This window comes from Flavobacterium sp. H4147 (genome assembly GCF_029360735.1).
Classification (GTDB): domain Bacteria; phylum Bacteroidota; class Bacteroidia; order Flavobacteriales; family Flavobacteriaceae; genus Flavobacterium; species Flavobacterium endoglycinae.
In genome coordinates this window covers 356,956-381,536 of record NZ_JARKNB010000001.1, presented here as the reverse complement: position 1 = coordinate 381,536, position 24,581 = coordinate 356,956, and the positions used below count along the sequence as shown (strand labels likewise).

Genomic DNA, 24,581 nt, shown 5'->3' with positions numbered 1-24,581 from the left:
AATAATGAACAAAGAGAGTAAAAAAAGAGAGGCATTACTGTATCATGCAGAGCCAACTCCAGGAAAAATTCAGGTAGTTCCAACAAAAAAATACGCAACCCAGAGAGACTTATCGTTGGCTTATTCGCCGGGAGTTGCAGAGCCTTGTTTAGCAATTGCAGAAAACATTGAAGATGTTTACAAATATACAGCAAAAGGAAATTTAGTTGCCGTAATTTCAAATGGTACCGCTGTTTTAGGTCTGGGAGACATAGGTCCTGAAGCAGGAAAACCTGTAATGGAGGGAAAAGGTTTATTGTTTAAAATATTCTCTGACATTGACGTTTTTGATATCGAAATCGATACTAAAAATGTCGAAGAATTCATTCAGACTGTAAAAAATATTGCTCCAACTTTTGGAGGAATCAACTTAGAAGATATCAAAGCACCAGAATCTTTCGAAATTGAAAGAAGACTTATTGAAGAATTAAACATTCCGGTAATGCACGACGATCAGCACGGAACTGCAATTATTTCTTCTGCAGCTTTAATCAATGCTTTAGAATTAGCAGGAAAAAAAGCCGAAGATGTAAAAATGGTAGTTTCAGGGGCAGGATCTGCAGCGATCGCTTGTACTGATTTATACGTTTCATTAGGTGTAAAAGTAGAAAACATCTTAATGTACAACAGTAAAGGACTTTTAACAAAAGACAATCCTTCACTTTCTGATTTACAATTAAAATACGCTGTTGAAGGCGGACAAATTGCTCTAGCAGACGCTGTAAAAGGATCAGATGTTTTCATCGGATTATCTTCAGGAAATATTTTATCTCCAGAAATGTTACTAACGATGAACGATAATCCTATCGTTTTCGCAATGGCAAATCCAAATCCTGAAATCGATTATAATCTGGCTGTAGAAACTCGTAAAGACGTTATTATGGCTACGGGACGTTCAGATTTTCCTAATCAGGTAAACAACGTTCTTGGTTTCCCATATATTTTTAGAGGAGCTTTAGACGTTCGTGCCAGCAAAATTAACGAAGAAATGAAAATGGCTGCTGTAAAAGCTTTGGCCATTTTAGCAAAAGAACCAGTGCCAGAACAAGTTAACGTAGCTTATGGAGCCACAAAACTTGGTTTCGGACAAGAATATATCATCCCAAAACCATTCGACCCTAGATTGATTACCGTTGTAGCGCCTGCAGTTGCAAAAGCAGCAATGGAATCTGGCGTGGCCAAAAATCCTATTACAGACTGGGCCGCTTACGAAGATACGCTTCGCGAGCGCATGGGTAACGACAACAAAATGGTGCGTTTAATTACGAACCGTGCTAAGTTAGATCCTAAACGAGTTGTTTTTGCTGAAGCAGATCAGTTAAATGTATTAAAAGCAGCCCAAATCGTTTACGAAGACGGAATTGGTTTCCCTATTTTATTAGGAAACAGAGATACCATTTTAGAATTAAAAGCTGAATTAGGTTTTGATGCTGAACTGGAAATCATCGATCCAAAAACAGATAGCGAAGAAGAAAGACGTAATAGATTTGCACAATCATTCTGGGAATCAAGAGGACGCAGAGGTGTTTCTAAACTTGACGCAGAGAAATTTATGCGCGAAAGAAACTATTACGCAGCTATGATGGTAAACGAAGGAGAGGCTGATGCTGTAGTTACAGGTTATTCAAGAAGTTATCCAAGTGTGGTAAAACCAATGCTTCAGTTAATTGAAAAAGCACACGGAGCTTCACTTGTAGCAACTGCCAATATGATGCTTACAACTCGTGGGCCAATGTTCTTGTCAGACACTGCAATCAACATCAATCCTTCATCTGAAGATTTGGTAAACATTGCGCTTATGACCGCTAAAACAGCAAAAATGTTCGGAATTGAGCCTGTAATTGCAATGGTTTCGTACTCAAACTTTGGATCATCTACCCATCAGAATGCAGCAAAAGTGAGAGATGCAGTTGCTTATTTACACAAAAATCACCCAGAGATGGTCGTAGATGGTGAAATTCAAGCAGACTTTGCATTAAATTCTGAAATGCTTCAAGAAAAATTCCCATTCTCTAAGTTAGCAGGTAAAAAAGTAAATACACTGATATTCCCTAATTTAGAGTCGGCTAACATCACCTATAAGTTGATGAAAGAATTGAACAAATCAGCTTCTATTGGGCCAATTATGATGGGAATGGGTAAACCAGTCCACATTTTCCAATTAGGAGCAAGCGTTGAAGAAATGGTAAACATGGCAGCTATTGCTGTTATTGACGCTCAGGAAAAAGAGAATAAAAAGAACAAATTAGCGCAATAGTACAAATAAAATAAGGATCAATTAATATTGTCTTAATTTTATTGCATTTTTATTATATTTGATCTTTATAATTTATACTATGATAGCACATTTGCAGGGGAAATTAGTTGAAAAAAATCCCACAGAAGTTGTAATTGATTGCGGCGGGGTGGGATACCACGTAAATATTTCTTTACACACTTTTTCATTAATTCCGAATGCTGATTATATAAAACTGTATACGCATCTTCAAATAAAAGAAGATGCGCATACTTTATATGGTTTTGTAGAAAAGTCTGAACGAGAGATATTTAGAATGCTTATTTCAGTTTCAGGAATCGGAGCAGGTATTGCACGAACAATGCTTTCTTCAATAGAACCCAAACAAATAATTAATGCAATCGCATCAGGCGATGTTGGTATAATCCAGTCTATAAAAGGAATTGGAAACAAAACCGCACAAAGAGTAATACTTGATCTGAAAGAAAAAGTGTTAAAATTGTATGATTTAGACGAAGTTTCTATAGTTCAAAACAATACAAATCGAGATGAAGCGTTATCTGCTTTGGAAGTTTTAGGATTTGTTAGAAAAACTTCTGAAAAAGTAGTAGAGAGAATCGTAAAAGAAGATCCGGAAGCTACTGTCGAAACGATCATTAAAAAGGCTTTGAAAAGCTTATAAACTCACTTTTGATAACCAATTGTATGCGTAAAATTTGTATTTTTTTACTGGTTTTATTTTGTGGTAATGTTATACGATCACAAGTAAATCCAGCGGTTCAAGATACAACCAAGACTCAGTTTTCTGTTGGGAAATTGGAATTGGAAAATCCTCCAAGCGTACTTTCAGGTTATAAATATGATCCCGCTACAGATCGATACATTTACACAAAATCAGTTGATGGCTTTTCAATTGATTATCCGCTTGTATTAACAAGACAGGAATATGAAAATTTAGTTCTGAAAGAAGCAAGAAGAGATTATTTCAGAAAAAAATCTGATGCAATCGACGGAAAGAAAAACAATACCGCAGCAGCCAAAAAAGACTTATTACCAAGATATTATATCAACTCAAGTCTTTTTGAAAGCATCTTCGGAAGCAATACAATCGATGTAAAACCTACTGGTTCCGTAGAAATGGACTTAGGTTTGCGTTATACCAAACAAGATAATCCCGCATTCTCACCACGTAACCGTTCAAGTCTTACTTTCGACTTTGATCAGCGTATCAGTATGAGTTTAATGGGGAAAATTGGTACACGTTTAGAAGTGAATGCCAATTACGATACCCAATCAACATTTGCCTTCCAAAACCTATTCAAACTGGCTTATACACCTTCAGAAGACGATATTATTCAAAAAGTTGAGGTTGGTAACGTAAGCATGCCGCTTAACAGTACCTTAATTCGTGGAGCGCAGAGTTTATTTGGGGTAAAAACACAATTGCAATTTGGAAGAACAACCATTACAGGGGTTTTCTCAGAACAAAAATCACAAACTAAAAGTGTTGTGGCAGAAAATGGAGGTACAGTTCAGAACTTTGACCTCTATGCCTTAGACTATGACAACGACCGACACTTTTTCCTTTCGCAGTATTTTAGAAACAAATACGACAACTCATTAAGAAACTATCCGTTTATTGATAGCCGTGTACAGATAACGAGACTTGAAGTCTGGGTAACCAATAAACAAAACCGTGTAACTACAACAAGCAACAACTTACGAAACATTATAGCACTTCAGGATTTAGGAGAAGCCCAGATTACAGGAATTCCAGATAATGAAGTCGTTGTTATTGGTACAACAGCGGGATTTTTCAATAACCCAATTGATTCGCCAACGAATAATAACAACAACAAATACGATCCCACAACAATTGGTCAGTCAGGATCGTATTTAAATTCAAATATTAGAGAAATTGCAACAGCAAAATCTGGTTTTAATATTGCCAATATCAGCGAAGCAACCGATTACTCTATTTTAGAAAATGCCCGTAAATTAACCACAAACGAATATACTTTTAATGCACAGTTAGGATATATCTCTTTGCAGCAACGTTTGGCAAATGATGAAATTCTAGCAGTTGCCTTTGAATATACAGTTGGAGGAAAAGTATACCAAGTTGGAGAATTTGCCAGCAATGGTGCCGATGCAACGGTGGTAACAGGAAACGGTAACGGAAATCAGGCGGTTATTTCTCAAAGTTTAGTATTAAAAATGCTGAAAAGTAACTTGACAAACGTAACCAATCCGGTTTGGAACCTGATGATGAAAAACGTTTACCAAATTCCGCAGGCATATCAATTAAAACAAGACGATTTCAGGCTGAACATTTTATATACAGATCCTTCGCCTATAAATTATATTACGCCGGTTCAGGGATCTACTTTTCCAACAAATCCTGCACCAGACATGAAATTGACAGATACCCCTTTGTTGAATGTCTTTAATCTGGATCGCTTAAATTACAATAATGATCCACAGACGGGCGGAGACGGTTTCTTCGATTATGTTCCGGGAATTACAGTCGATGTACAAAACGGACGTATTATCTTTACCACAAAAGAGCCTTTTGGAGAGCTTATCTTTAATAAATTACAAGATGGTGCAGGACAATCCTATAACGATCCAGGTACCTACAATGCAAACCAGAGAAAATATGTGTTTAGAAACATGTATCGTAACACCCAGTCGGGAGCTTTACAGGACAGTGATAAAAACAAGTACTTACTGAGAGGAAAATACAAATCATCAGGAAGTAACGGTATTCCAATTGGAGCATTCAATGTACCGCAGGGATCTGTTGTTGTAACAGCGGCAGGAAGAGTGCTGGTAGAAGGAATTGATTATAGTGTCGATTATCAATTAGGAAGAGTTCAGATTTTGGATCCTTCTTTACAAGCATCAAATACACCAATTGAAGTTTCGTTGGAAAACAATTCAATTTTTGGACAACAAACCCGAAGATTTATGGGATTCAATGTTGAGCACAAAATTTCGGATAAATTTGTAGTTGGTGGGACTTATTTAAAAATGACCGAAAGACCGTTTACTCAAAAATCGACTTACGGTCAGGAATCAGTAAACAATACAATTTTTGGATTTAACGGAAATTATTCAACAGAAGTTCCTTTCTTAACCAGATTAGCAAATAAACTTCCAAATATAGATACCGATGTTCCTTCTAACCTTTCAATTAGAGGAGAAGTTGCTTTTTTAAAACCAGATGCTCCAAAGGCAAGTGACTTTCAAGGAGAAGCTACTATTTATGTAGATGATTTTGAAGGATCACAGTCTACTATCGATATGCGTTCGGCGTATGCTTGGAGTTTGTCATCTACGCCATTAGTAGGTAATATAAATGATAATACCTTTAATGGAAATTTCAGCACTTTAGATTATGGTTTTAAGAGAGCGAAACTATCATGGTATACCATTGACCCTGTTTTTTATTCTTCAAAACCTTCTGGAATTTCAAACGATGATTTGTCTCTAAATACTACAAGACGAATTTATAGTCGTGAGTTATATCCAAATACCGATATTGCACAAGGGCAAATTCAAGTGGTCAATACACTTGATTTAACGTATTATCCATCTGAAAGAGGACCATATAATAATAATCCAAGTTTTGGATCGAGTGATCCTTCAACTAATTTTGGAGGTATTATGCGTGCTTTAAATTCAACCAATTTTGAGCAGGGAAATGTGGAGTATATCCAGTTTTGGGTACTTGATCCATATGTGGGAAATTCGCAGGCGGCGGGTAATAATACAGGTAAAATATACTTCAACTTAGGTGAAATCTCTGAAGATATTTTGAAAGATGGAAGAAAACAATACGAAAATGGATTAGGACCTGATCAGGTAATGGTAAATCCACAGCCTATTTGGGGAGATGTTCCAGCATCTCAATCTTTAATTTATGCATTTGATACCAATGCTGATAATAGAAAAAATCAGGACGTTGGTTTAGATGGACTTCCAAGCTCAAGAGAAGGTTCTGTATATACAAACTATGCAGGAGAATCTGATCCAGCGGCAGATGATTATACGTATTATTTAAATACTGATGGCGGGGTTTTAGAACGTTATAAAAACTATAATGGGACAGAAGGAAACTCAGCCGTAAGTATAAGTGATCCTAATCGTGGTTCGACTACACTTCCAGATGTTGAGGACATCAACCGTGATAATACGATGAGTACTATTAATGCATATTATGAATACAGTATTGATGTAAAACCGGGAATGCAGGTTGGGGAAAACTATATTACAGATATTCGTGAAGTAAGTAATGTTGAACTTCCTAACGGAGGAACTACAAATGCAAGATGGATTCAGTTTAAAATACCAGTTTCGCAGCCTAAAAATACAGTTGGAAATATTACCGATTTTAGATCTATTCGTTTCATGCGTATGTTCATGACTGGATTTAACGGGCAAATGACAATGCGTTTTGGAGCTTTAGATTTAGTAAGAGGAGAATGGAGAAAATATACAGGAGTATTAGATGCTAATTATCAAAATCCAACTACTGATGGAGTTGAGTTTGATGTTGCAGCTGTAAATATTCAGGAAAACGGAACCAAATGTCCGGTTAATTATGTAATGCCTCCGGGAGTTCGAAGAGAACAATTGTATAATAACAATACCGTTATCAATCAGAATGAACAGGCGTTGGCAGTTAGAGTAGGAGGTAGTGGTTTACAGTATCAAAATGCAAAAGGGGTTTTCAAAAATGTAAGTGTGGATATGCGTCAGTATAAAAAACTGAAAATGTTCCTTCACGCAGAATCCTTACCAAACGAAAATACATTATTAGATGACGAGATGGTGGGATTCATTCGTATTGGAAATGACTTTACGCAAAACTTCTATCAAATTGAGATTCCATTAAAAGTTACCACAACAGGAGGTTCATGTACAATAAGTGCAGATCAGGTTTGGAGAGAAGATAATGATATTGATTTAGCTCTTGAATTGCTTACTAAAATGAAAATCAAAGCCATGAGCATCGATATCAATTCTAGTAAAAGAGATGCGAATGGTATTTACTATCCAGATAATGATCCAGATGTAAGCGGTGGTGATGGTGATAGTAAATTAACTTTAGGTATTAAGGGTAATCCAAACTTTGGTTTAGTTCGAAACTTAATGGTGGGTGTAAAAAGCCGTGCAGATCATAAAGATATTAAAGGAGAAGTTTGGTTCAACGAACTTCGTTTAGCCGATCTTGAGAACAAAGGCGGTATGGCGGCAATATTAAATGTCGATACCAATATGGCAGATTTTGCTACCGTTTCGGCAACAGGAAGAAAAAGTACTATAGGTTTCGGATCTTTAGAGCAAGGAGCTAACGAACGCGATCGAGAAGATGTTCAGCAATATAATATTGTTACTAATTTGAATTTAGGAAAATTACTGCCTAAAAAATGGGGAATCAACCTGCCATTTAATTATGCAATTGGTGAAGAAGTAATTACTCCAGAATACGACCCTTTCAATCAGGATATTAAATTAGATCAGTTGATAAGAGAAACAACAGATCAGGCAGAGAAAGACAACATTAGAACTCGTGCTGTAGATTATACAAAACGCAGAAGTATCAACTTTATTGGAGTTAGAAAAGACCGCGCGCCGGAGCAAAAACCGCATGTATACGATGTAGAGAATTTTACATTTTCACAATCGTACAATCAAGTAGAAAGACATGATTATGAAGTTGAAAATTACAATGACGAACAGTCTAATACTGCTGTCAATTATGCATATACTTTTCAGCCAAAAGAAATAACTCCTTTGAAGAATACGAAATTTATGAAGAAAAGTGATTACTGGAAATTGCTAAGCGATTTCAACTTTAATTACCTGCCTTCAAATATTTCTTTCAATACAAATATTTTAAGACAAAGCAATCGTCAGCAATACAGGCAAGTTGATGTAGAAGGAATCGGACTTGATCCGCTTTACAGACGTAACTTTGCATTCAACTATCAATATGGTTTTGGTTTTAATTTAACCAAATCATTAAAGTTGAATTATACAGCAGCTTCAAACAATATTGTTAGAAACTTCTTAAACAACGATAATACGCCAAAAGAAGATTTTAATATTTGGGATGATTATTGGGATATTGGAACACCAAACCAGCACGTACAACAATTAGTGCTGAACTATGAAATTCCAATTAACAAAATTCCAATTTTTAGTTTCGTAAAAGCAAGTTATTCGTATACGGCAGATTACAGCTGGCAGCGTTCTTCAACAGCATTTTCAGAATATGTTGATGATAGCGGTAATGTGTATGATTTAGGAAATACAATTCAAAATGCAAATTCTAATACACTTACCACAACGTTAAATATGGGTACGCTGTATAAGTATTTAGGATTAACGCCGGGAGCAAAAGCACAGGCCAAACCAAAACAAGCAGCACCGCCAAAACCGGGAGAAAAAATTGTAAATACAGCAAAACCAGTTACAGCCAACAGTCCGTTCTACGATGGATTGATGGGTGTATTAACAAGTATTAAAAATGTTCAAATTAACTATACTAAAAACAGCGGAACCGTTTTGCCAGGTTATACGCCGGGTGTTGGTTTCTTTGGAACTTCAAAACCAAGTTTAGGATTTGTATTCGGAAGTCAGGATGATGTTCGTTACGAAGCCGCTAAGAATGGATGGCTGACTACGTATCAGGATTTCAACCAGAATTTTACACAGGTGACCAATAAACTTTTAAAAGTTACAGCAAATGTTGATTTGTTCCCTGATTTAAAAATCGATTTGACAATGGATCGTTCGTATTCTGAAAATACTTCAGAACAATATAGCGTTGATCCCACAACACGTGAGTATCTGCCATTGTCTCCGTATACCTACGGAATGTTCTCAATTTCGACTGTGTTGATTAAAACAGCATTTTCAACTAGTAACGAAAATGAATCTGCAGCATTTGATGAATTCAGAAATAATCGTTTAATAATTGCAAACCGTCTGGCAGAACAACATTACGGATCTGGAGTTGTGATTCCAAGATATGGAGATGCAAATAACCCCATTCCAGCTGAAACAGATCCTAATTACAACATCTACGTTTCCAATCAAGGATATCCTATTGGTTACAGCAAAAGCAATCAGGCAGTATTATTGCCTGCTTTCGTAGCAGCCTATACAGGTGCAGATGCGTCAAATTCGTCAACAGGTGTGTTTAGAAGTTTCCCAATACCAAACTGGAGTATTAAATACAACGGATTAATGCGTTATAAATATTTCAAAGATAAATTTAAACGTTTCTCATTACAGCATAATTACAGAGCCTCTTATACTATAAATCAGTTTAGATCGAATTTCGATTACAACGACTCGCCAAAAGTACAAGACGTAAATACCAATTTCTATAATTCGATCATCATGTCGAATGTCAATTTAGTAGAACAATTCAGTCCATTAATTAGAATGGATTTTGAATTGAAAAGTTCTCTTCGTGTTCTTTCGGAAATTAAAAAAGATAGAGCATTGTCGATGAGTTTTGATAATAACTTATTGACAGAAGTAAAAGGAATGGAATACATAGTTGGATTAGGATATCGTTTCAAAGATGTAATTTTTTCATCAAGACTGGCAGACAATCCAACAGGAATTATTAAAAGTGATATTAATATAAAAGCCGATTTCTCATTTAGAAATAATCAAACTCTAGTGCGTTATTTAGATTATGACAATAATCAGCTGGCAGCAGGTCAGAATATTTGGGCGTTAAAATTAACTGCTGATTATTCATTCAGTAAAAACCTAACGGCTATTTTCTATTACGATCATTCGTTCTCAAAAGCAGTTATTTCGACATCGTTCCCAATAACAAACATTAGATCGGGCTTTACGCTTCGTTATAATTTCGGAAATTAAATTTAGGTTTTCAAACGAAATTTTATTAGAGATTGTTACATTTGTCACTAAATTATCAAAATATCAATTTTTCAAACACACAATTATGAGCATACCAGCAAATTTAAAGTACACAAAAGATCACGAATGGGTTAGCATTGAAGGAGATGTTGCAACAGTAGGAATCACTCATTTTGCACAAAAAGAGTTAGGAGATATCGTGTATGTTGAAGTAGAAACTTTAGATCAGACACTTGATAAAGATGAGGTTTTTGGAACAGTTGAAGCAGTAAAAACAGTTTCAGATTTGTTCTTGCCTTTAACTGGAGAAATTATTGCTTTTAATGAAGATTTAGAAAGTGCTCCTGAAACGGTAAACTCTGATCCTTATGGAGAGGGATGGATGATTAAAGTTAAAATCTCAAATCCAGAAGAAATCGATACTTTATTGTCTGACGAAGCTTACAAAGAACTTATCGGTGCCTAAACAACTATTGTTAATCTGGGCAGTAATCTGTTCTGGAATTATCGCTTACCTTTGTTTGACGGATTCAAGTAATATTCCAAAAGTTAATTTTCCGAGCGTAGACAAAATAGTACATTTTTGTTTTCATTTCGGGTTTACAATTTCTTGGATATTATTCTTTAAAAAAGAACTTAAAGGAGTAGAATCTGAAGATTATAAAGCGTATTTGGTTTCGTTTATTTTTTCTGTTTTTTTCGGAATAACAATCGAAATTCTACAGGGAGTTTTAACCGTTACTAGAGCATCAGATGTAAGTGATGTTTTGGCAAATGCATTAGGAGCAGTTGCAGCAGTTTTTCTGGCGATAGCCTTTAAAAAGCAGATTAATAAAATATAAGAATACAATAACCCACTTCGGTGGGTTTTTTATTGCCTAAAAATCAGGAAATACAATAGGTTTTTTTCTGAATTTAAACGTATTTTTGCCCCATTCGATTCAATTTCAAAATCATGAATATCAAGCAATACTTAGATTCCACTTATTTAAAAACGGCTTCTCAGGCTGGAATTTCTGAAGAAGAAAATACCGTTGTGGTTAAAAATGCAATTGCTGAAGCGATCAAAGAACAATTTAAACTTATCATGATTCGCCCAGAATATGTGGCTTTAGCCAAAGAAATGATTTTGAAAGCAGATTCAACTGTGCTGGTTGGTACCGTTATCGATTTTCCGCAGGGGACTTCAAGTTTGGAAACTAAAATAAAAGAAGCCAACGAAGCTATTGAAAACGGAGCAGACGATCTTGATTTCGTATGTAATTATGAAGCTTTTAAAAACGGAGATATTTCGTTGGTAAAAGAAGAAGTTTTAATAGGAACCCAGATTGGACTGGCAAAAAATAAAACCGTTAAATGGATAATCGAAGTTGCCGCTTTGACCGATAAAGAAATTATTCAACTGTCGGCTTTGATTAAAAATGTGATTATTTCTCATTTTAAAGAAGATGATTATGCTTCTGTTTTTGTGAAATCTTCTACCGGTTTCTACAAAACAGAAAACAATCTGCCAAACGGAGCCACCATTCCATCTATAATTATGATGTTAGAAAATGCTTCGCCGCTGCCTGTAAAAGCAGCCGGAGGAGTTCGTTCATATGAAGACGCCATAGAAATGATTCGTTTAGGCGTCAAAAGAATTGGAACATCTGCAGCAAAAACCATTGCAGACGGAAAGAATACCTCAAATCAATATTAAATAAAAGCCCAAAATTACGTGAATAAGTTTTTTTTATCATTTGTTATCATTTTTTTACCATTACTTGTTTTTAGCCAGGAAACAAGTGTAAAACCTGGTTTTATTTCAGAACAATTTCCGGTTTTTCCAAAATGCGAAAATCTTCAGGCAAAAGAATTGGAAAAATGTTTCTACAGAGAAGTTCAGGATTTTGTGTATAATAATTTTGAAGTTCCAGCAAATGTTAAACAAAACAATTACAAAGGAGAGGTAAGAGTGCTTTTTGAAGTTGATGCCAATGGTGAATTCAAAGTGATTTATGTAAATGCAGTAAATGATGAATTGGTAGAAGAAGCAAAACGTACTTTTGGCAAATTCCCAAAAATAAAACCATCGACTTATAACGGAAGGCCAACGTATTCAAAATATACTATTACAATTGATATACCTTTAAAAACTGCCGATCAAATTGAAGCAGAAGCTTTGGCTGCAGCCGAAATTTTAAAACCGATAGAAAAACCAATGACAGAATTAGACAGTATTGTGTATAAAAAATACAATATGCCGGAATTTGATAGTCATTTAAATATTCCATTTTCACACAGTTACTACGCACAGTTTGATGGAGCTATGAACCAGATTGGAAGTAATAACCATACGGCTTCTAAGCCTTATACATATGCTGAGGTTTCAAAATATTACAATTTAAAAGCCGTAAACCAATCGTTGCAGAAAAATGTTTCGAGCTGGTTGGGAAGAAAATGGTGGAATGAAAATATGGTGCAGATTCAAGGTGAAGATTATTGGCTGGCATTAAACCCAATTGTCGATCTTCAGTTAGGAAAAGCTTCTGATCTTGATGCATCTTATTCCTATGTAAATACACGTGCCCTTAATTTTAGAGGAGGATTAGGAAAACAAATCAACTTTACAACGACTGTTTTTGAAAGTCAGGGACGATTTGCGGGATATTATAATACATATGCAGAAACCTTAAAGCCTTCAGGAGGGAATCCAGCGATTATTCCAGGAATGGGAATTGCAAAACGATTTAATACTGATGCGTACGATTTCCCTTTAGCAGAAGCTAATATCACATTTGCTCCAAGTAAAATATTTGATTTTCAGTTAGGATACGGCAGAAATTTTATTGGTGATGGATATCGTTCGTTATTAGAAAGCGACGGGGCAAGTCCATATCCTTACTTTAAAATCAATACGAATTTTTGGAAAATAAAGTATACCAATACTTATATGTGGCTGAAAGATGTCCGTCCTGATGTAACAGTTGACAGAACGTACGCTACTAAATTTATGGCGAATCACTATTTAAGTTGGAACGTATCGAACCGATTGAATTTAGGATTTTTTGAATCTGTAGTTTGGACGGATAGCAATAATAGAGGATTTGATATCAACTTTGTAAACCCGATTATATTTTACCGTTCTGTAGAGTTTTCATCATCTTCAAGAAGTGGAAACGCACTTTTGGGAGCTACAGCAAAATACAAATGGAATAACAGTATTAATATCTATGGACAGTTTTTATTGGATGAATTTTCAGTAAGCGACATGGGCGCAGGAGAGAAAAGCTGGAGAAATAAATTTGGATATCAGTTAGGAGCGAAATACTATAATGCATTTGAAGTTAAGGATCTTCTTTTGCAGTTAGAGTACAATCGAGTTCGTCCTTATGTGTATTCTCACAGCGCTGTAATTACTAATTATGGGCACAATAACCAAAGTATTGGGCATCAGTGGGGAGGAAACTTTAATGAATTAATTCTTATTGGCCGTTACCATAAAGGGCGTCTTTTTGCCGATGCTAAATTTACTGCAGGAACACGCGGTCTTGATTTTGATACTGCAGAAGACAGTTATAATTATGGCGGGAATATTTATAAAAGCTACGACGATAATCGTCCGTATGATAAAGGCGTAAAAGTAGGGCAGGGAAATAAAACAAGTGTTTTTATTGCGGATATTCAAGGAGGATATTTGATAAATCCAATTACAAATTTGAAGCTTTTTGGAAGCTTTATCTATAGAAATTTTGATCCAACTCAGGAAACAGCCACTACTTTTAAACAAAGTACAACATGGTTTACTATCGGATTGCGTTCTGATATCTTCAATTGGTATTTTGATTACTAGGATTTTTAATAAGATTTTTCAAAATAATAGTGTTAAAGATTGGCAAGTTCTTATTCTATAAAGGGTTTATTGAAAAAAATCTAATTTTATAGGCTTAAATTCTACAATCTAATTTGTACATTTGCAGCACTCAAAAAAAATCACAAAGACTACGGTATTGAACGCTGCTAAAAATACATTTTCAATAAAATCAATATTTCTGGATTTCAAAGAGATTACTAAGGCTGGTTTAGCTATTAGTGTTTTGTTCTCTTCAATAGCTGGATATTTATTAGGTGTTAATGACGAAAATCCATTTAAATGGAATGTTCTGATTGTTTTAGCAATTGGCGGTTACTGTATGGTTGGTGCTTCAAATGCCTTTAATCAGGTAATTGAAAAAGATATCGATTCTTTAATGGATCGCACTAAAAATCGTCCTGTTGCTTCTGGACGTATGTCTAAAATAACAGCACTTATTGTTGCCAGTCTTCTTACTGTAATAGGTATAGTATTGCTGTATACAATCAATGCAAAGTCAGCAATGTTTGCTGCAATTTCGATTTTTCTTTACACCAGTATCTATACACCGCTAAAAACAGTTACTTCCTTATCTGTTTTTGTGGGAGCTTTTCCAGGTGCAATCCCATTTATGTTAGGATGGGTTGCGGCTACAGGAGAATTTGGTATCGAAGCTGGAACCTTATTTTTAATTCAGTTTTTCTGGCAGTTTCCTCATTTCTGGTCAATTGGCTGGTTTTTATATGAAGATTATGAGAAAGCAGGAATCTTTATGCTGCCAACAGGTAAAAAAGATAACGGAACCGCATTACAGGTAATTTTGTACACCATCTGGCTGATTATAGCATCATTGCTTCCGGTTTTAGGGTATACAGGACAATTGTTTATATCGCCAATCGCTGCAGTTTTGGTATTTTTGTTAGGATTATGGATGTTGTTTTACGCCGTTCGTTTGTATCAATTGCGAACTGCAAAAGCAGCTAGAACATTAATGTTAGTTAGTGTTTCGTATATTTCTTTACTGCAGATTGTATTTATAGTAGATAAATTTTTAAGATAGTTATGGAAATGACAATAACAACAAGCGAAGAGCAAGTAAGAAAATCAAAGTCGGCCAAGCTGATTCTGTTATTCGCAATGGTAAGTATGACCATGATGTTTGCTGGACTTACCAGCGCATTTGTAGTAAGTAAATCAAGAGCTGACTGGTTGAAGGATTTTCAAATACCAAGTGCTTTTTTCTTTAGTACGGCGGTAATTATTGGTTGCAGTGTTACTTTTTATCTTGCTAAAAAAGCAATTTCAAACGGAAACAGAAGCGCTACAACATCTTTTCTTTTAGCAACATTAGTGTTAGGTGTTCTGTTTGTGTTTTTACAATTCAGAGGATTTGGTCAAATCATCGAAAGCGGTTATTACATGACAGGACAAGGTAGTTCAATTACTACAACTTTTCTGTATGTAATCGCAGTTATGCACTTACTGCACCTTGTGGGGGGCTTAATTTCACTTTTATTTATAATTTATAATCATTTTAAACAAAAATACAATTCGACTCAAACTCTTGGAATAGAACTAGGTGCAATGTATTGGCACTTTTTAGACCTTTTGTGGGTGTTATTATTTTTGTTTTTATATTTCTTTAAATAAGAAAAAAACGTAAATTTGGGAACTTTTTAACGAATATCTTTTATGGAAGCGACAGTTACTACTGCAAACAACGACGAAAAAACTTGGGGAGGCGGTCATGAAATCCAGCCGTTAGGATCAAGTTATGGTAAAATGATGATGTGGTTTTTTATCGTATCAGATGCCTTAACATTCTCTGGATTCTTAGGAGCTTATGGTTTTTCTAGATTTAAATTTATTGAAACTTGGCCATTGGCTGATGAAGTGTTTACTCACTTTCCTTTTATGCATGGTGTTGCGGCTCCAATGTATTATGTAGCCTTAATGACTTTTATCTTGATTTTCTCATCTGTAACAATGGTTTTAGCTGTTGATGCAGGTCACCAATTAAAGAAAACAAAAGTGGCTGTTTACATGTTCTTAACTATTATTGGAGGTTTAATTTTCGTTGGTTCTCAAGCTTGGGAATGGAAAAACTTCATTAAAGGAGAATATGGTGCAGTAGAAACAGCAGGAGGAAGTTTATTGCAGTTTGTTGATAAAGATGGTAAAAGAGTAGCTCTTGAAGAATTTGCAGTAAAATTGCCAGAACAAAGAGAAGCTTTAACAAGAAGCAAAACAACATGGTTCATGGAAGATGCACAATCATTACCAACTTATTCTGTAGCAGAAGTACAAGCTGGTTTTAAAGCACACCCTGAATTATTAATCAGAACAGAAAAACTTACTGCTGAAAAGAAAAAAACAGTTCTTTCAAGACAAGAATCTGAAGCTCGTTTAGCAGACGCAAAATATGTAGTAGAAGGTGCGAACCTAATCAGAAATGAATATGGTAGTAAATTATTCGCTGATTTCTTCTTCTTCATTACAGGATTCCACGGATTCCACGTATTCTCTGGAGTTATCATTAACATCATTATTTTCTTTAATGTATTATTAGGAACTTACGAGAAAAGAAGAAGCTACGAAATGGTAGAGAAAGTTGGTTTATACTGGCACTTCGTAGATTTAGTTTGGGTATTTGTATTTACAGTTTTCTACCTAGTTTAATTTTTAGAATTTAATTATTATGTCACACGAGCACGCATCAAATACAAAAAGAATCTGGTTTGTTTTTGGATTACTATCGGTAGTAACTACAGTAGAAGTTATTTTAGGTATCTATAAACCGGGAGTGTTAGAGTTTAATCATTTTGTTGGTTTAAACTTATTAAACTGGATATTTTATATTTTAACAATATTCAAAGCTTATTATATTGTATGGGCATTTATGCACATGGAAGGTGAAAAAAGCAGCCTTAGATGGTCTGTTGTATCACCAGTTATTTTCCTAGTATTATATTTATTGTTCATCCTGTTAACAGAAGGACACTATATTTATGGGGTTTTTAAAGATTCTACTATTAAATGGAATTTTTAACATGATATTAATTCGAAAAAAAGCTCCGGTTAACGGAGCTTTTTTTATTTTTGTACCTCCAAACTTCCGTTAAAACAATGAAAAAAAATATAGTTCTTTTTGCACTTTTTGTTTTGCCAATTGTTGCCTATTTATTTTTTGCCTCGGGTGTAAACAGTTTTACAAAACTTCCCGTAATTACTCCTAAAATTGCCGACTTTGGCGATTGGAAATCCTTAGATGGTAAAAAAAATTCTCTCAATAATAAAATAACAGTTTTAGGTTTTTCCGGTTCAGATATTTTGGCCAACAGAGGAAATTACTTTAATCTTAATGAAAAAATATACAAACGTTACCACGGATTTGAAGATCTTCAGTTTGTTGTTGTTTGTCCGTTAGGAACAGAAGCTGACGCACAGAAATTAGTAGACGCCTTGAAACCTTTTACAGATGTTTCTGGATGGAATTTTATTTTTGCATCACCAGATCAAATTCAGGCATTTTACAATCAAATGCATTTAAAAGGTAAACTGAACGATAAATTAGGAACTTCAAATGTTTTTATTGTTGACAAAGAACGAAATCTGAGAGGCAGAAACGAAGATAAAGATTATAAGGAAGGATATGATACTTTCCATCCATCTGAATTGAGCAATGAAATGCTGGATGATTTCAAAATCGTTTTATATGAATACCGCGCCGCTTTAAAGAAGAACCACAACGCTACAAAACAACTTTAAAATTACTTCACATGTTTAAAAATAAATCTTACATAGGGATTTCGTTTATTATTTTGATTTTCGGAATTTATGCAGTGCCAAAAATTGTTGATAGAATCAAAAATGATGATGTAGTAAAAGGAAATCGTTTAGATAACGTAGGTTCTAAAAACTCAAAATCGGACACTAAATTAATTACGATTGGGAAAGCTCCAAAATTTGAATTAACCAATCAAGACAACGTTAAAATTTCAAATGAAACGTATAAAGGAAAAGTATATGTTTTGGAATTTTTCTTTACAACCTGTCCCTCAATCTGTCCAAAGATGAATTTGAGTATGCTGGAAATTGAAAAAACATTCTTCGGAAATCCTAATTTCGGAATTGTTTCTATCACAATCGATCCAGTTCATGATACTCCACAGGTTTTAAAAGATCACGCTAAATTGTTAGGTGTAAAATCATCAAACTGGAATTTCTTAACTGGAGACCGACAAACTATTATGGATTTGTCAAACAAAGGATTTAACTTGTATGCTGGAGAAAATTCAAAAGTAAGCGGAGGTTTTGAACATTCGGGATTATTTGCTTTAATTGATAAAGACGGAAATATACGCTGTCGAAAAGATGAATTTGGAAACCCAAATATTTATTACGACGGTTTAGATAAAAAAGGCGTTAGAGAGATTCAGGAAGATATTAAAATACTATTAGAAGAATAAAAATGGAAGATCAATCATTAGAAAAAAAATACAATAAATATATTATAGCCGTTTCGATTATAGTACCGTTACTTGTGGGGATTTTGTTTGCGGTAAAATTAAAAGACTTTGGAATACACGTAGAGCCGCTTTCATTTTTACCTCCAATTTATTCTGCTACAAATGGTATTACTGCGATCGTTTTGATCGCAGCAGTAATAGCTGTTAAAAATGGAAAATTAAAATTGCACGAACGTTTAATGACTTTTGCAATAGCTTTGTCATTAGCATTTTTGGGTATGTATGTTGCTTATCATATGACAGCTGACTCAACTAAATTTGGTGATGTTAATCATGACGGAATTTTAGATGCAGTTGAAAAAGCAAAAGTAGGAGCTATTAGATATGTTTATGCTTTCATTTTAATTACGCATATTATCTTATCAATTGTTATTATACCATTTGTATTGGTTACATATGTTAGAGCGCTCGCTCAACGTTTTGACAAACATAGAAAAATTGCTAAAATAACTTTTCCGCTTTGGTTGTATGTAGCGGTTACAGGAGTTATAGTTTATTTAATGATTTCGCCTTATTATGTTTACTAAAAATAAAATCAAAGACTCAAATTCGAAATTTCAAAATATATTTTTTGGGATTTGTCTTTTCCTAATAGGGATTTCTTCCAATGCACAATGTGCTATGTGCCGTGCTGCACTTGCAGGAGATTCAAACGTAAAAAAAGCTGAAGCTGTAAACGACGGAATTGTTTTTCTAATGGTGATTCCGTATTTACTAGTAGCCATAATAGGTTTTCTTATTTATAAGATGTACCGTTCTAAAACAAAAAAGGCAGAATAATTATTCTGCCTTTTTTTGTACTGCATATAGTATTCCATCTCTTTCTTCACACTTTACAATGTCTAAATGCTTGAATTCATCCAAAGAATCGTTGTCGTACAATTCAAATATTTTATAATTTTCATTATCTAATATTTCGGCTTGGACTGGTTGCCATTGTTTGTTCTTATTGGATATCATGATTGTAGTCATTGTAGAAAAACCTTCTGTCCAAGAATCTTGATTTAATTGCTGTTTAGAAATGACAAAATTTTCTGGTCTACTGCAAAAACCAGGCTTCGATTTTAATCTTTCAATGGCTTCTTTTGCAAGAATTTCTGAGGTATAAACTCCAATAAATTTAGTTTCTTCTATATCGTCAAGTTCATAAGTATGTTCTAAAATAAATACATTTTCCATTTTTGTTTTTTATTTTAAACGAATCATTTAAATACTTATTTTAACCCATTTACAGAAACATTTACAGTCCCGTTGATTTTTATAAATGCAATAATAGCCTGATTGGTTAATTGTATTTTGTCGAACTGAATATCCTCCATTTTCCCGTTTACAAAAACACCTGGCATTGGTGAATAATTTTTTAAATACGTGGCCATGCTTTTTTTGCCTTCTTCCAGATTAGGCTGTATAGAATAACGGCAGCTTTCTTCCATCTTTCTTAAAACATATCCTTGCGCCAGCCAGTTTGCGGTACGCATCAACTTACTTTTGGTATCTAATACGTAATCCAGTTTGTCAAAATAAATTTCTTTTGTTTGTGGATTGTATTGCGGAAATCCATTTAAATAAAGCGTTCCGTTTATTGAGCCTAACACATCAAGCGCGATAACCATTTTGCCGTCTTTATGCCAGATTGAAACATTCTTTACGGTTACTTTTTTACTTCCTGATCCAAATTCTTGGCCGGCAAAATTCTTCGTCATAATTTTAGAAGCATCCACATAACTTGATATCGCTGCAATATTGGCAGAAATCTGATTCGGAATTTTGGTCACTGGTTTTAAAGTAATTTTACTGGCATTAAATTTCGATTCAGGCTGTTTTCCAACTATGGTTTCCATGTTGCACTTCATACCCATTTCCATTAAAAAAGAATCATTTTTCAATTTGGCATTTGTCGAATAAATTTCAACTGGAACAATTCTTAACCAGCTTTCATACGTGTCGCTCATTTGAAAAGGAGTGCAGATTTTTTCCAAAGCACTTAAAACATTCGGCTTAAAATCCATTGATTTTTCAATTGCTTCGTCAATTTTGTGCTCTAGTTTAGATTTGAAAATTGAAATCGCAGGATTAATCAAATACGTAATCGGCATATTTTTTCCAAAAATGGTCATCGTTGGACTTTCGTTCCAGTCTAAAGATTTGAATTCCGTTTTTGTGCTTAATTTCCAATTTGTCAGTGCCGTTTCACTCGATAAAGTAATCACACCATTAAGGTTGAATTCTCTCGTATCGTAAAGTTCAACTCCTAATTTTTTAGTACCAATTCTATATTTAATAGTAGCCTTTAAAGGAAGAATGGTCTTAATTCTCTTATCAGGATTTGCCGGATCGTTCTGAATCTTTATGGGAGCCTGTTTCCAGATTTTCATCTCAATATCATCATCTTCGATATTGTTGTCTTCATAAATCAATCCATTTAGCAAAGTATTTGTCTGCGATTCAATATCGCTCAGTTTTACAGTTATTGGAAGATTTATAAAAGAAGGATTTGCATCATAAACCAACGGACTTGCATCATCTGGTTCAGGTTTAAGTGTGTCTATTTTTTGAGTAGAAGAACAGCTTAAAAATGTTGCGATTACCGCAAACAAAGAGATTGTTGAAGAGAACTTCATAATTGATGATTTTTTAAGTGAAGCAAAATTAAGAAAACTATTAATTTATTCTGAAAAAGTGTAACATTTGATAACAAACTCCGTCTTATTTAAATAGTAAAGCAAAACTATTAACGTTTTATTATCATAAATTACTTATAAAAAGCATTATTATTGTCCAAATAATTTAATAATACCATGATCGAAATCAAAGATTTACACAAATCCTATAAAATGGGAAGTTCACAGCTGCATGTGTTAAAAGGAATAAATTTTAATATAGCTGAAGGAGAATTAGTAGCGATCATGGGATCATCTGGATCTGGAAAATCAACTCTTCTTAATATTTTAGGAATTCTGGATGAAGCCGATTCTGGCAGTTATATTTTAGACAAAACTCCAATTAAAAAATTAAACGAAACGCTGGCTTCAAAATACCGAAATAAATTTTTAGGTTTCGTTTTTCAGTCGTTCAATCTTATCAATTATAAAAGCGCGCTCGACAATGTGGCAATGCCTTTGTACTATCAAGGTGTGAAACGAAAAGAGCGATATGAAATTGCCAAAAAATATCTGGAGAAAGTAGGTTTAGGTTCGCATTCGCATCATTTACCAAATGAACTTTCGGGAGGACAAAAACAACGTGTGGCCATTGCAAGAGCTCTGGCTTCTAATCCAAAAGTTTTATTGGCCGATGAACCAACAGGAGCTTTAGATACTAAAACTTCATATGAGGTTATGGAACTTATTCAGGGAATTAACGATGAAGGCAAAACCATTTTAATTGTAACACACGAACCTGATATTGCTGCAATGTGCAAGAGAAATGTAGTCCTGAAAGACGGATTAATTATTGACGATAAAATGGTTGAACAAGTTAGAGCTTCATCTTATGTTTAATATAGAACGCTGGCAGGAAATCTTTGAAGCAATTTCAAAGAATCGGCTTAGAACTTTTCTAACAGGAGTTTCTGTGGCATCCGGAATTTTTATTCTTGTGATTTTGTTAGGAGCTGGAAAAGGACTTCAGAACGGAATTGAAAAACAATTTGAACGTGACGCAGCCGGAATCATCGAAGTGTGGTCAGGTACCACCACCAAACAGTACAAAGGATTGAATCCGGGAAGACAAATCCAGTTTCGAAACAGTGATTATTCACAGTCGGTTCAAAAATTTGAAGACAAATTAGATTTAAGAGCTTCTACTCAAAACTATTGGGGACAACCTTTTTCGTATGGAAAAGAATCAGGAAGTTACCAATATAGAGGAGTTGATCCTGATTATGGAGGAATAGAAAACTTAACTATAGTTCAGGGACGTTTCGTGAATGCCAAAGATTTGGAAAGCAATGCTAAAGTGGCTGTTATCGGAATGAAATTAAAAACCGACTTACTGAAAGATAAAGAAGCGATAGGAGAAGAAATCTTAATTAACAATATTAGTTTCAAAGTAATTGGAGTTTTTACTGATCCAGGTGGAGAAAGAGAAGAAACACGTGCTTATTTACCTTTAACAACTGTACAGAAAACTTTTGGAGGCGGAGACAAAATCAGCAATTTGTTTTTCACACTAAAAAAGACCGATAATTACGATGAAGCGCTGGCTCAGTCGGAAAAATTTACACAAGATTTAAAAGACTTATTAAAAAGTAAAAATGTTGTGGCGCCTGACGATGACAGTGGCATAGGAGTTTATAATTCGGTTAAGGACGCTAAGCAGTTTTATGATTTGAACTTATATATCCGATTGTTTTTCTGGTGGGTGGGCATTTGTACCATCATTGCCGGAGTGGTTGGAGTGAGTAACATTATGTTGATTATTGTAAAAGAAAGAACAAAAGAAATCGGAATTAGAAAAGCATTGGGAGCTTCTCCGTTTTCGATTATTTCAATGATACTTCACGAATCTATTTTTATCACGACAATTGCTGGATTTACAGGTCTTTTAGCTAGTTTAATGCTTTTGGAATTTGTGGGACCGATGGTTCAGAGTGAATATTTTAGAAATCCAGAAGTTGATTTCAGTGTGGCTTTAACAACACTCTTTTTGTTAGTGTTTGCTGGAGCCGCAGCCGGATTTTTCCCTGCCTACAGAGCAGCCAAAATTAAACCTATTGTAGCACTTAGAGACGAATAAATTATGTTTAGTAAAGATAATTGGGACGAGATTTTACAGGCATTGACGGCCAATGTATTCAGAACCATTCTGACTGCATTTGGAGTGTTCTGGGGCATATTTATTTTGGTAATATTGCTGGCAGCTGGAAAAGGATTGGAAAATGGTGTAAAAAAAGGATTTGACGGAATTGCCACAAATACCATGTTTATGTGGAGCCAGACAACTTCTAAAGCCTATAAAGGTTTGCCAAAAACACGACGTTATGATTTTAGAAACAGCGATGTGGCAGCGTTAAAAGCCGCACTTCCAGATTTATTATACGTTTCACCAAGAAATCAATTGGGGGATTTTAATGGAACTAATAACGTTGTTCGTGGTACTAAAACTTCTTCATTTACCATTTATGGCGATTATCCAGAGCTAATCAAACAGCAGCCGATGGATATCGAAAAAGGAAGGTTTATGAACCAGCAGGATATTCAGGAAAAACGAAAAGTAGCGGTGATTGGTAAAGGAGTTATCAGTGAATTATACGGAAAAGAGGAAGAAGTAATAGGAACTTACATCAAAATAAACGGCATCAATTTTATGGTGGTCGGTGTTTATAAATCCAAACAACAGGGAGGAAATGCAGAACAGGAGCAAAAAAATATCTTTATTCCGTTTACTACATTTCAGCAGGCTTTTAATTATGGAGATAAAGTAGGATGGATGGCGATTACAGCAAAAGATGAAACTTCTATTACTGATTTAAAACCAAAAATCCTCGAAATTATAAAGTCATTGCACTCTATACATCCAAGTGATGACAGAGCCGTTGGAAATTTTGATTTGTATGAACAATTCAACAAAGTACAAAGTTTGTTTAATATTTTAAATGTAATTGCTTACTTCGTAGGATCATTAGTTTTGATTTCGGGAGTAATCGGGATTTCAAATATTATGCTGATTGTGGTGAAAGAACGAACCAAAGAAATCGGAATCAGAAGAGCTTTAGGAGCGACACCAGCAGCAATCCGCGGACAAATTTTAACAGAATCTATCTTTTTAACGATCGTTTCGGGGATGTTAGGAATTGCTTTCGCAACAGGAGTAATTGCACTTTTAAATATGGCTTTAGAATCGATGCCGCCGGGAAGTGACACGATGTTTGCTAATCCAAGTGTCGATCTGCGAGTGGTATTTGTTGCCTTAATAATATTAGTTGGATCTGGTTTGCTGGCAGGATTTATCCCAGCACAAACCGCAATAAGCGTGAAGCCTGTAGATGCTTTACGATCAGAATAAGTTATCAATCAAAAAAATAATCGATTAA

20 protein-coding genes are annotated in these 24,581 nt (G+C 34.7%); 18 read left to right on the top strand and 2 right to left on the bottom strand.

What is annotated here, in order from left to right:
- Positions 1 to 4: 4 nt before the first annotated feature.
- The 15 genes from P2W75_RS01715 (at position 5) to P2W75_RS01645 (ending at position 19,327) form a co-directional block, all read left to right on the top strand.
- Positions 5 to 2,296: an NADP-dependent malic enzyme gene (locus P2W75_RS01715; RefSeq protein WP_207297768.1), complete on the top strand. Its 2,292-nt coding sequence runs from the start codon at positions 5 to 7 to the stop codon at positions 2,294 to 2,296.
- A gap of 79 nt (positions 2,297 to 2,375) precedes the next feature.
- A complete protein-coding gene (gene ruvA, locus P2W75_RS01710; protein WP_207297767.1) occupies positions 2,376 to 2,957 on the top strand; it encodes a Holliday junction branch migration protein RuvA in 582 nt (193 codons plus the stop codon).
- Between the two features lie 23 nt (positions 2,958 to 2,980).
- Positions 2,981 to 10,186: a cell surface protein SprA gene (sprA, locus tag P2W75_RS01705; protein ID WP_276378666.1), complete on the top strand. Its 7,206-nt coding sequence runs from the start codon at positions 2,981 to 2,983 to the stop codon at positions 10,184 to 10,186.
- Between the two features lie 85 nt (positions 10,187 to 10,271).
- Entirely contained in the window at positions 10,272 to 10,652 is a 381-nt protein-coding gene (gcvH, locus tag P2W75_RS01700; RefSeq protein ID WP_207297765.1) for a glycine cleavage system protein GcvH, read from the top strand.
- A complete protein-coding gene (locus P2W75_RS01695) occupies positions 10,645 to 11,028 on the top strand; it encodes a VanZ family protein (RefSeq protein ID WP_276378665.1) in 384 nt (127 codons plus the stop codon). Before gcvH ends, P2W75_RS01695 begins: the two co-directional genes overlap by 8 nt.
- Before the next feature lie 113 nt (positions 11,029 to 11,141).
- A complete protein-coding gene (gene deoC / locus P2W75_RS01690) occupies positions 11,142 to 11,885 on the top strand; it encodes a deoxyribose-phosphate aldolase (protein ID WP_276378664.1) in 744 nt (247 codons plus the stop codon).
- Between the two features lie 18 nt (positions 11,886 to 11,903).
- Complete coding sequence (locus tag P2W75_RS01685) at positions 11,904 to 14,018, top strand: energy transducer TonB (protein WP_276378663.1); 2,115 nt, start codon at positions 11,904 to 11,906, stop codon at positions 14,016 to 14,018.
- Positions 14,019 to 14,175: 157 nt separating this feature from the next.
- Positions 14,176 to 15,078 carry a heme o synthase gene (gene cyoE, locus P2W75_RS01680; protein WP_207297761.1) on the top strand — a complete coding sequence of 301 codons (903 nt, stop codon included), beginning with the start codon at positions 14,176 to 14,178 and terminating at the stop codon, positions 15,076 to 15,078.
- Between the two features lie 2 nt (positions 15,079 to 15,080).
- Complete coding sequence (locus tag P2W75_RS01675) at positions 15,081 to 15,668, top strand: cytochrome c oxidase subunit 3 (RefSeq protein ID WP_276378662.1); 588 nt, start codon at positions 15,081 to 15,083, stop codon at positions 15,666 to 15,668.
- 42 nt (positions 15,669 to 15,710) lie between these two features.
- Positions 15,711 to 16,697 (top strand): cytochrome c oxidase subunit 3, encoded by a 987-nt coding sequence (locus tag P2W75_RS01670; RefSeq protein WP_207297759.1) that lies wholly within the window; start codon positions 15,711 to 15,713, stop codon positions 16,695 to 16,697.
- A 19-nt stretch (positions 16,698 to 16,716) separates the two neighbouring features.
- Entirely contained in the window at positions 16,717 to 17,067 is a 351-nt protein-coding gene (locus tag P2W75_RS01665) for a cytochrome C oxidase subunit IV family protein (protein WP_207297758.1), read from the top strand.
- A gap of 77 nt (positions 17,068 to 17,144) precedes the next feature.
- Positions 17,145 to 17,786 (top strand): hypothetical protein, encoded by a 642-nt coding sequence (locus P2W75_RS01660; RefSeq protein ID WP_276378661.1) that lies wholly within the window; start codon positions 17,145 to 17,147, stop codon positions 17,784 to 17,786.
- Between the two features lie 11 nt (positions 17,787 to 17,797).
- Positions 17,798 to 18,487 (top strand): SCO family protein, encoded by a 690-nt coding sequence (locus P2W75_RS01655; RefSeq protein ID WP_207297756.1) that lies wholly within the window; start codon positions 17,798 to 17,800, stop codon positions 18,485 to 18,487.
- Between the two features lie 2 nt (positions 18,488 to 18,489).
- Entirely contained in the window at positions 18,490 to 19,074 is a 585-nt protein-coding gene (locus tag P2W75_RS01650) for a DUF420 domain-containing protein (RefSeq protein ID WP_207297755.1), read from the top strand.
- Positions 19,064 to 19,327: a hypothetical protein gene (locus tag P2W75_RS01645; RefSeq protein ID WP_207297754.1), complete on the top strand. Its 264-nt coding sequence runs from the start codon at positions 19,064 to 19,066 to the stop codon at positions 19,325 to 19,327. Before P2W75_RS01650 ends, P2W75_RS01645 begins: the two co-directional genes overlap by 11 nt.
- Here the strand turns inward: P2W75_RS01645 and P2W75_RS01640 are convergent, their stop codons facing one another.
- On the bottom strand, positions 19,328 to 19,726 hold the full coding sequence (locus tag P2W75_RS01640; RefSeq protein ID WP_276378659.1) for a hypothetical protein: 399 nt from the start codon (positions 19,724 to 19,726) through the stop codon (positions 19,328 to 19,330).
- Positions 19,727 to 19,761: 35 nt separating this feature from the next.
- Positions 19,762 to 21,168: a DUF4403 family protein gene (locus tag P2W75_RS01635; RefSeq protein WP_207297752.1), complete on the bottom strand. Its 1,407-nt coding sequence runs from the start codon at positions 21,166 to 21,168 to the stop codon at positions 19,762 to 19,764.
- Between the two features lie 177 nt (positions 21,169 to 21,345).
- On the opposite strand from P2W75_RS01635, the gene P2W75_RS01630 reads away from it, so the two are divergent.
- From P2W75_RS01630 to P2W75_RS01620, 3 genes are read left to right on the top strand one after another with little or no spacing between them, the layout of a single operon-like run.
- Positions 21,346 to 22,047 carry an ABC transporter ATP-binding protein gene (locus P2W75_RS01630; RefSeq protein WP_207297751.1) on the top strand — a complete coding sequence of 234 codons (702 nt, stop codon included), beginning with the start codon at positions 21,346 to 21,348 and terminating at the stop codon, positions 22,045 to 22,047.
- Positions 22,040 to 23,284: an ABC transporter permease gene (locus P2W75_RS01625; protein WP_276378657.1), complete on the top strand. Its 1,245-nt coding sequence runs from the start codon at positions 22,040 to 22,042 to the stop codon at positions 23,282 to 23,284. The genes P2W75_RS01630 and P2W75_RS01625 overlap by 8 nt, the downstream gene beginning before the upstream one ends.
- A 3-nt stretch (positions 23,285 to 23,287) precedes the next feature.
- The gene (locus tag P2W75_RS01620; RefSeq protein WP_207297749.1) at positions 23,288 to 24,553 is read left to right on the top strand and encodes an ABC transporter permease; all 1,266 of its coding nucleotides are present in this window, start codon (positions 23,288 to 23,290) and stop codon (positions 24,551 to 24,553) included.
- Positions 24,554 to 24,581 lie beyond the last annotated feature (28 nt).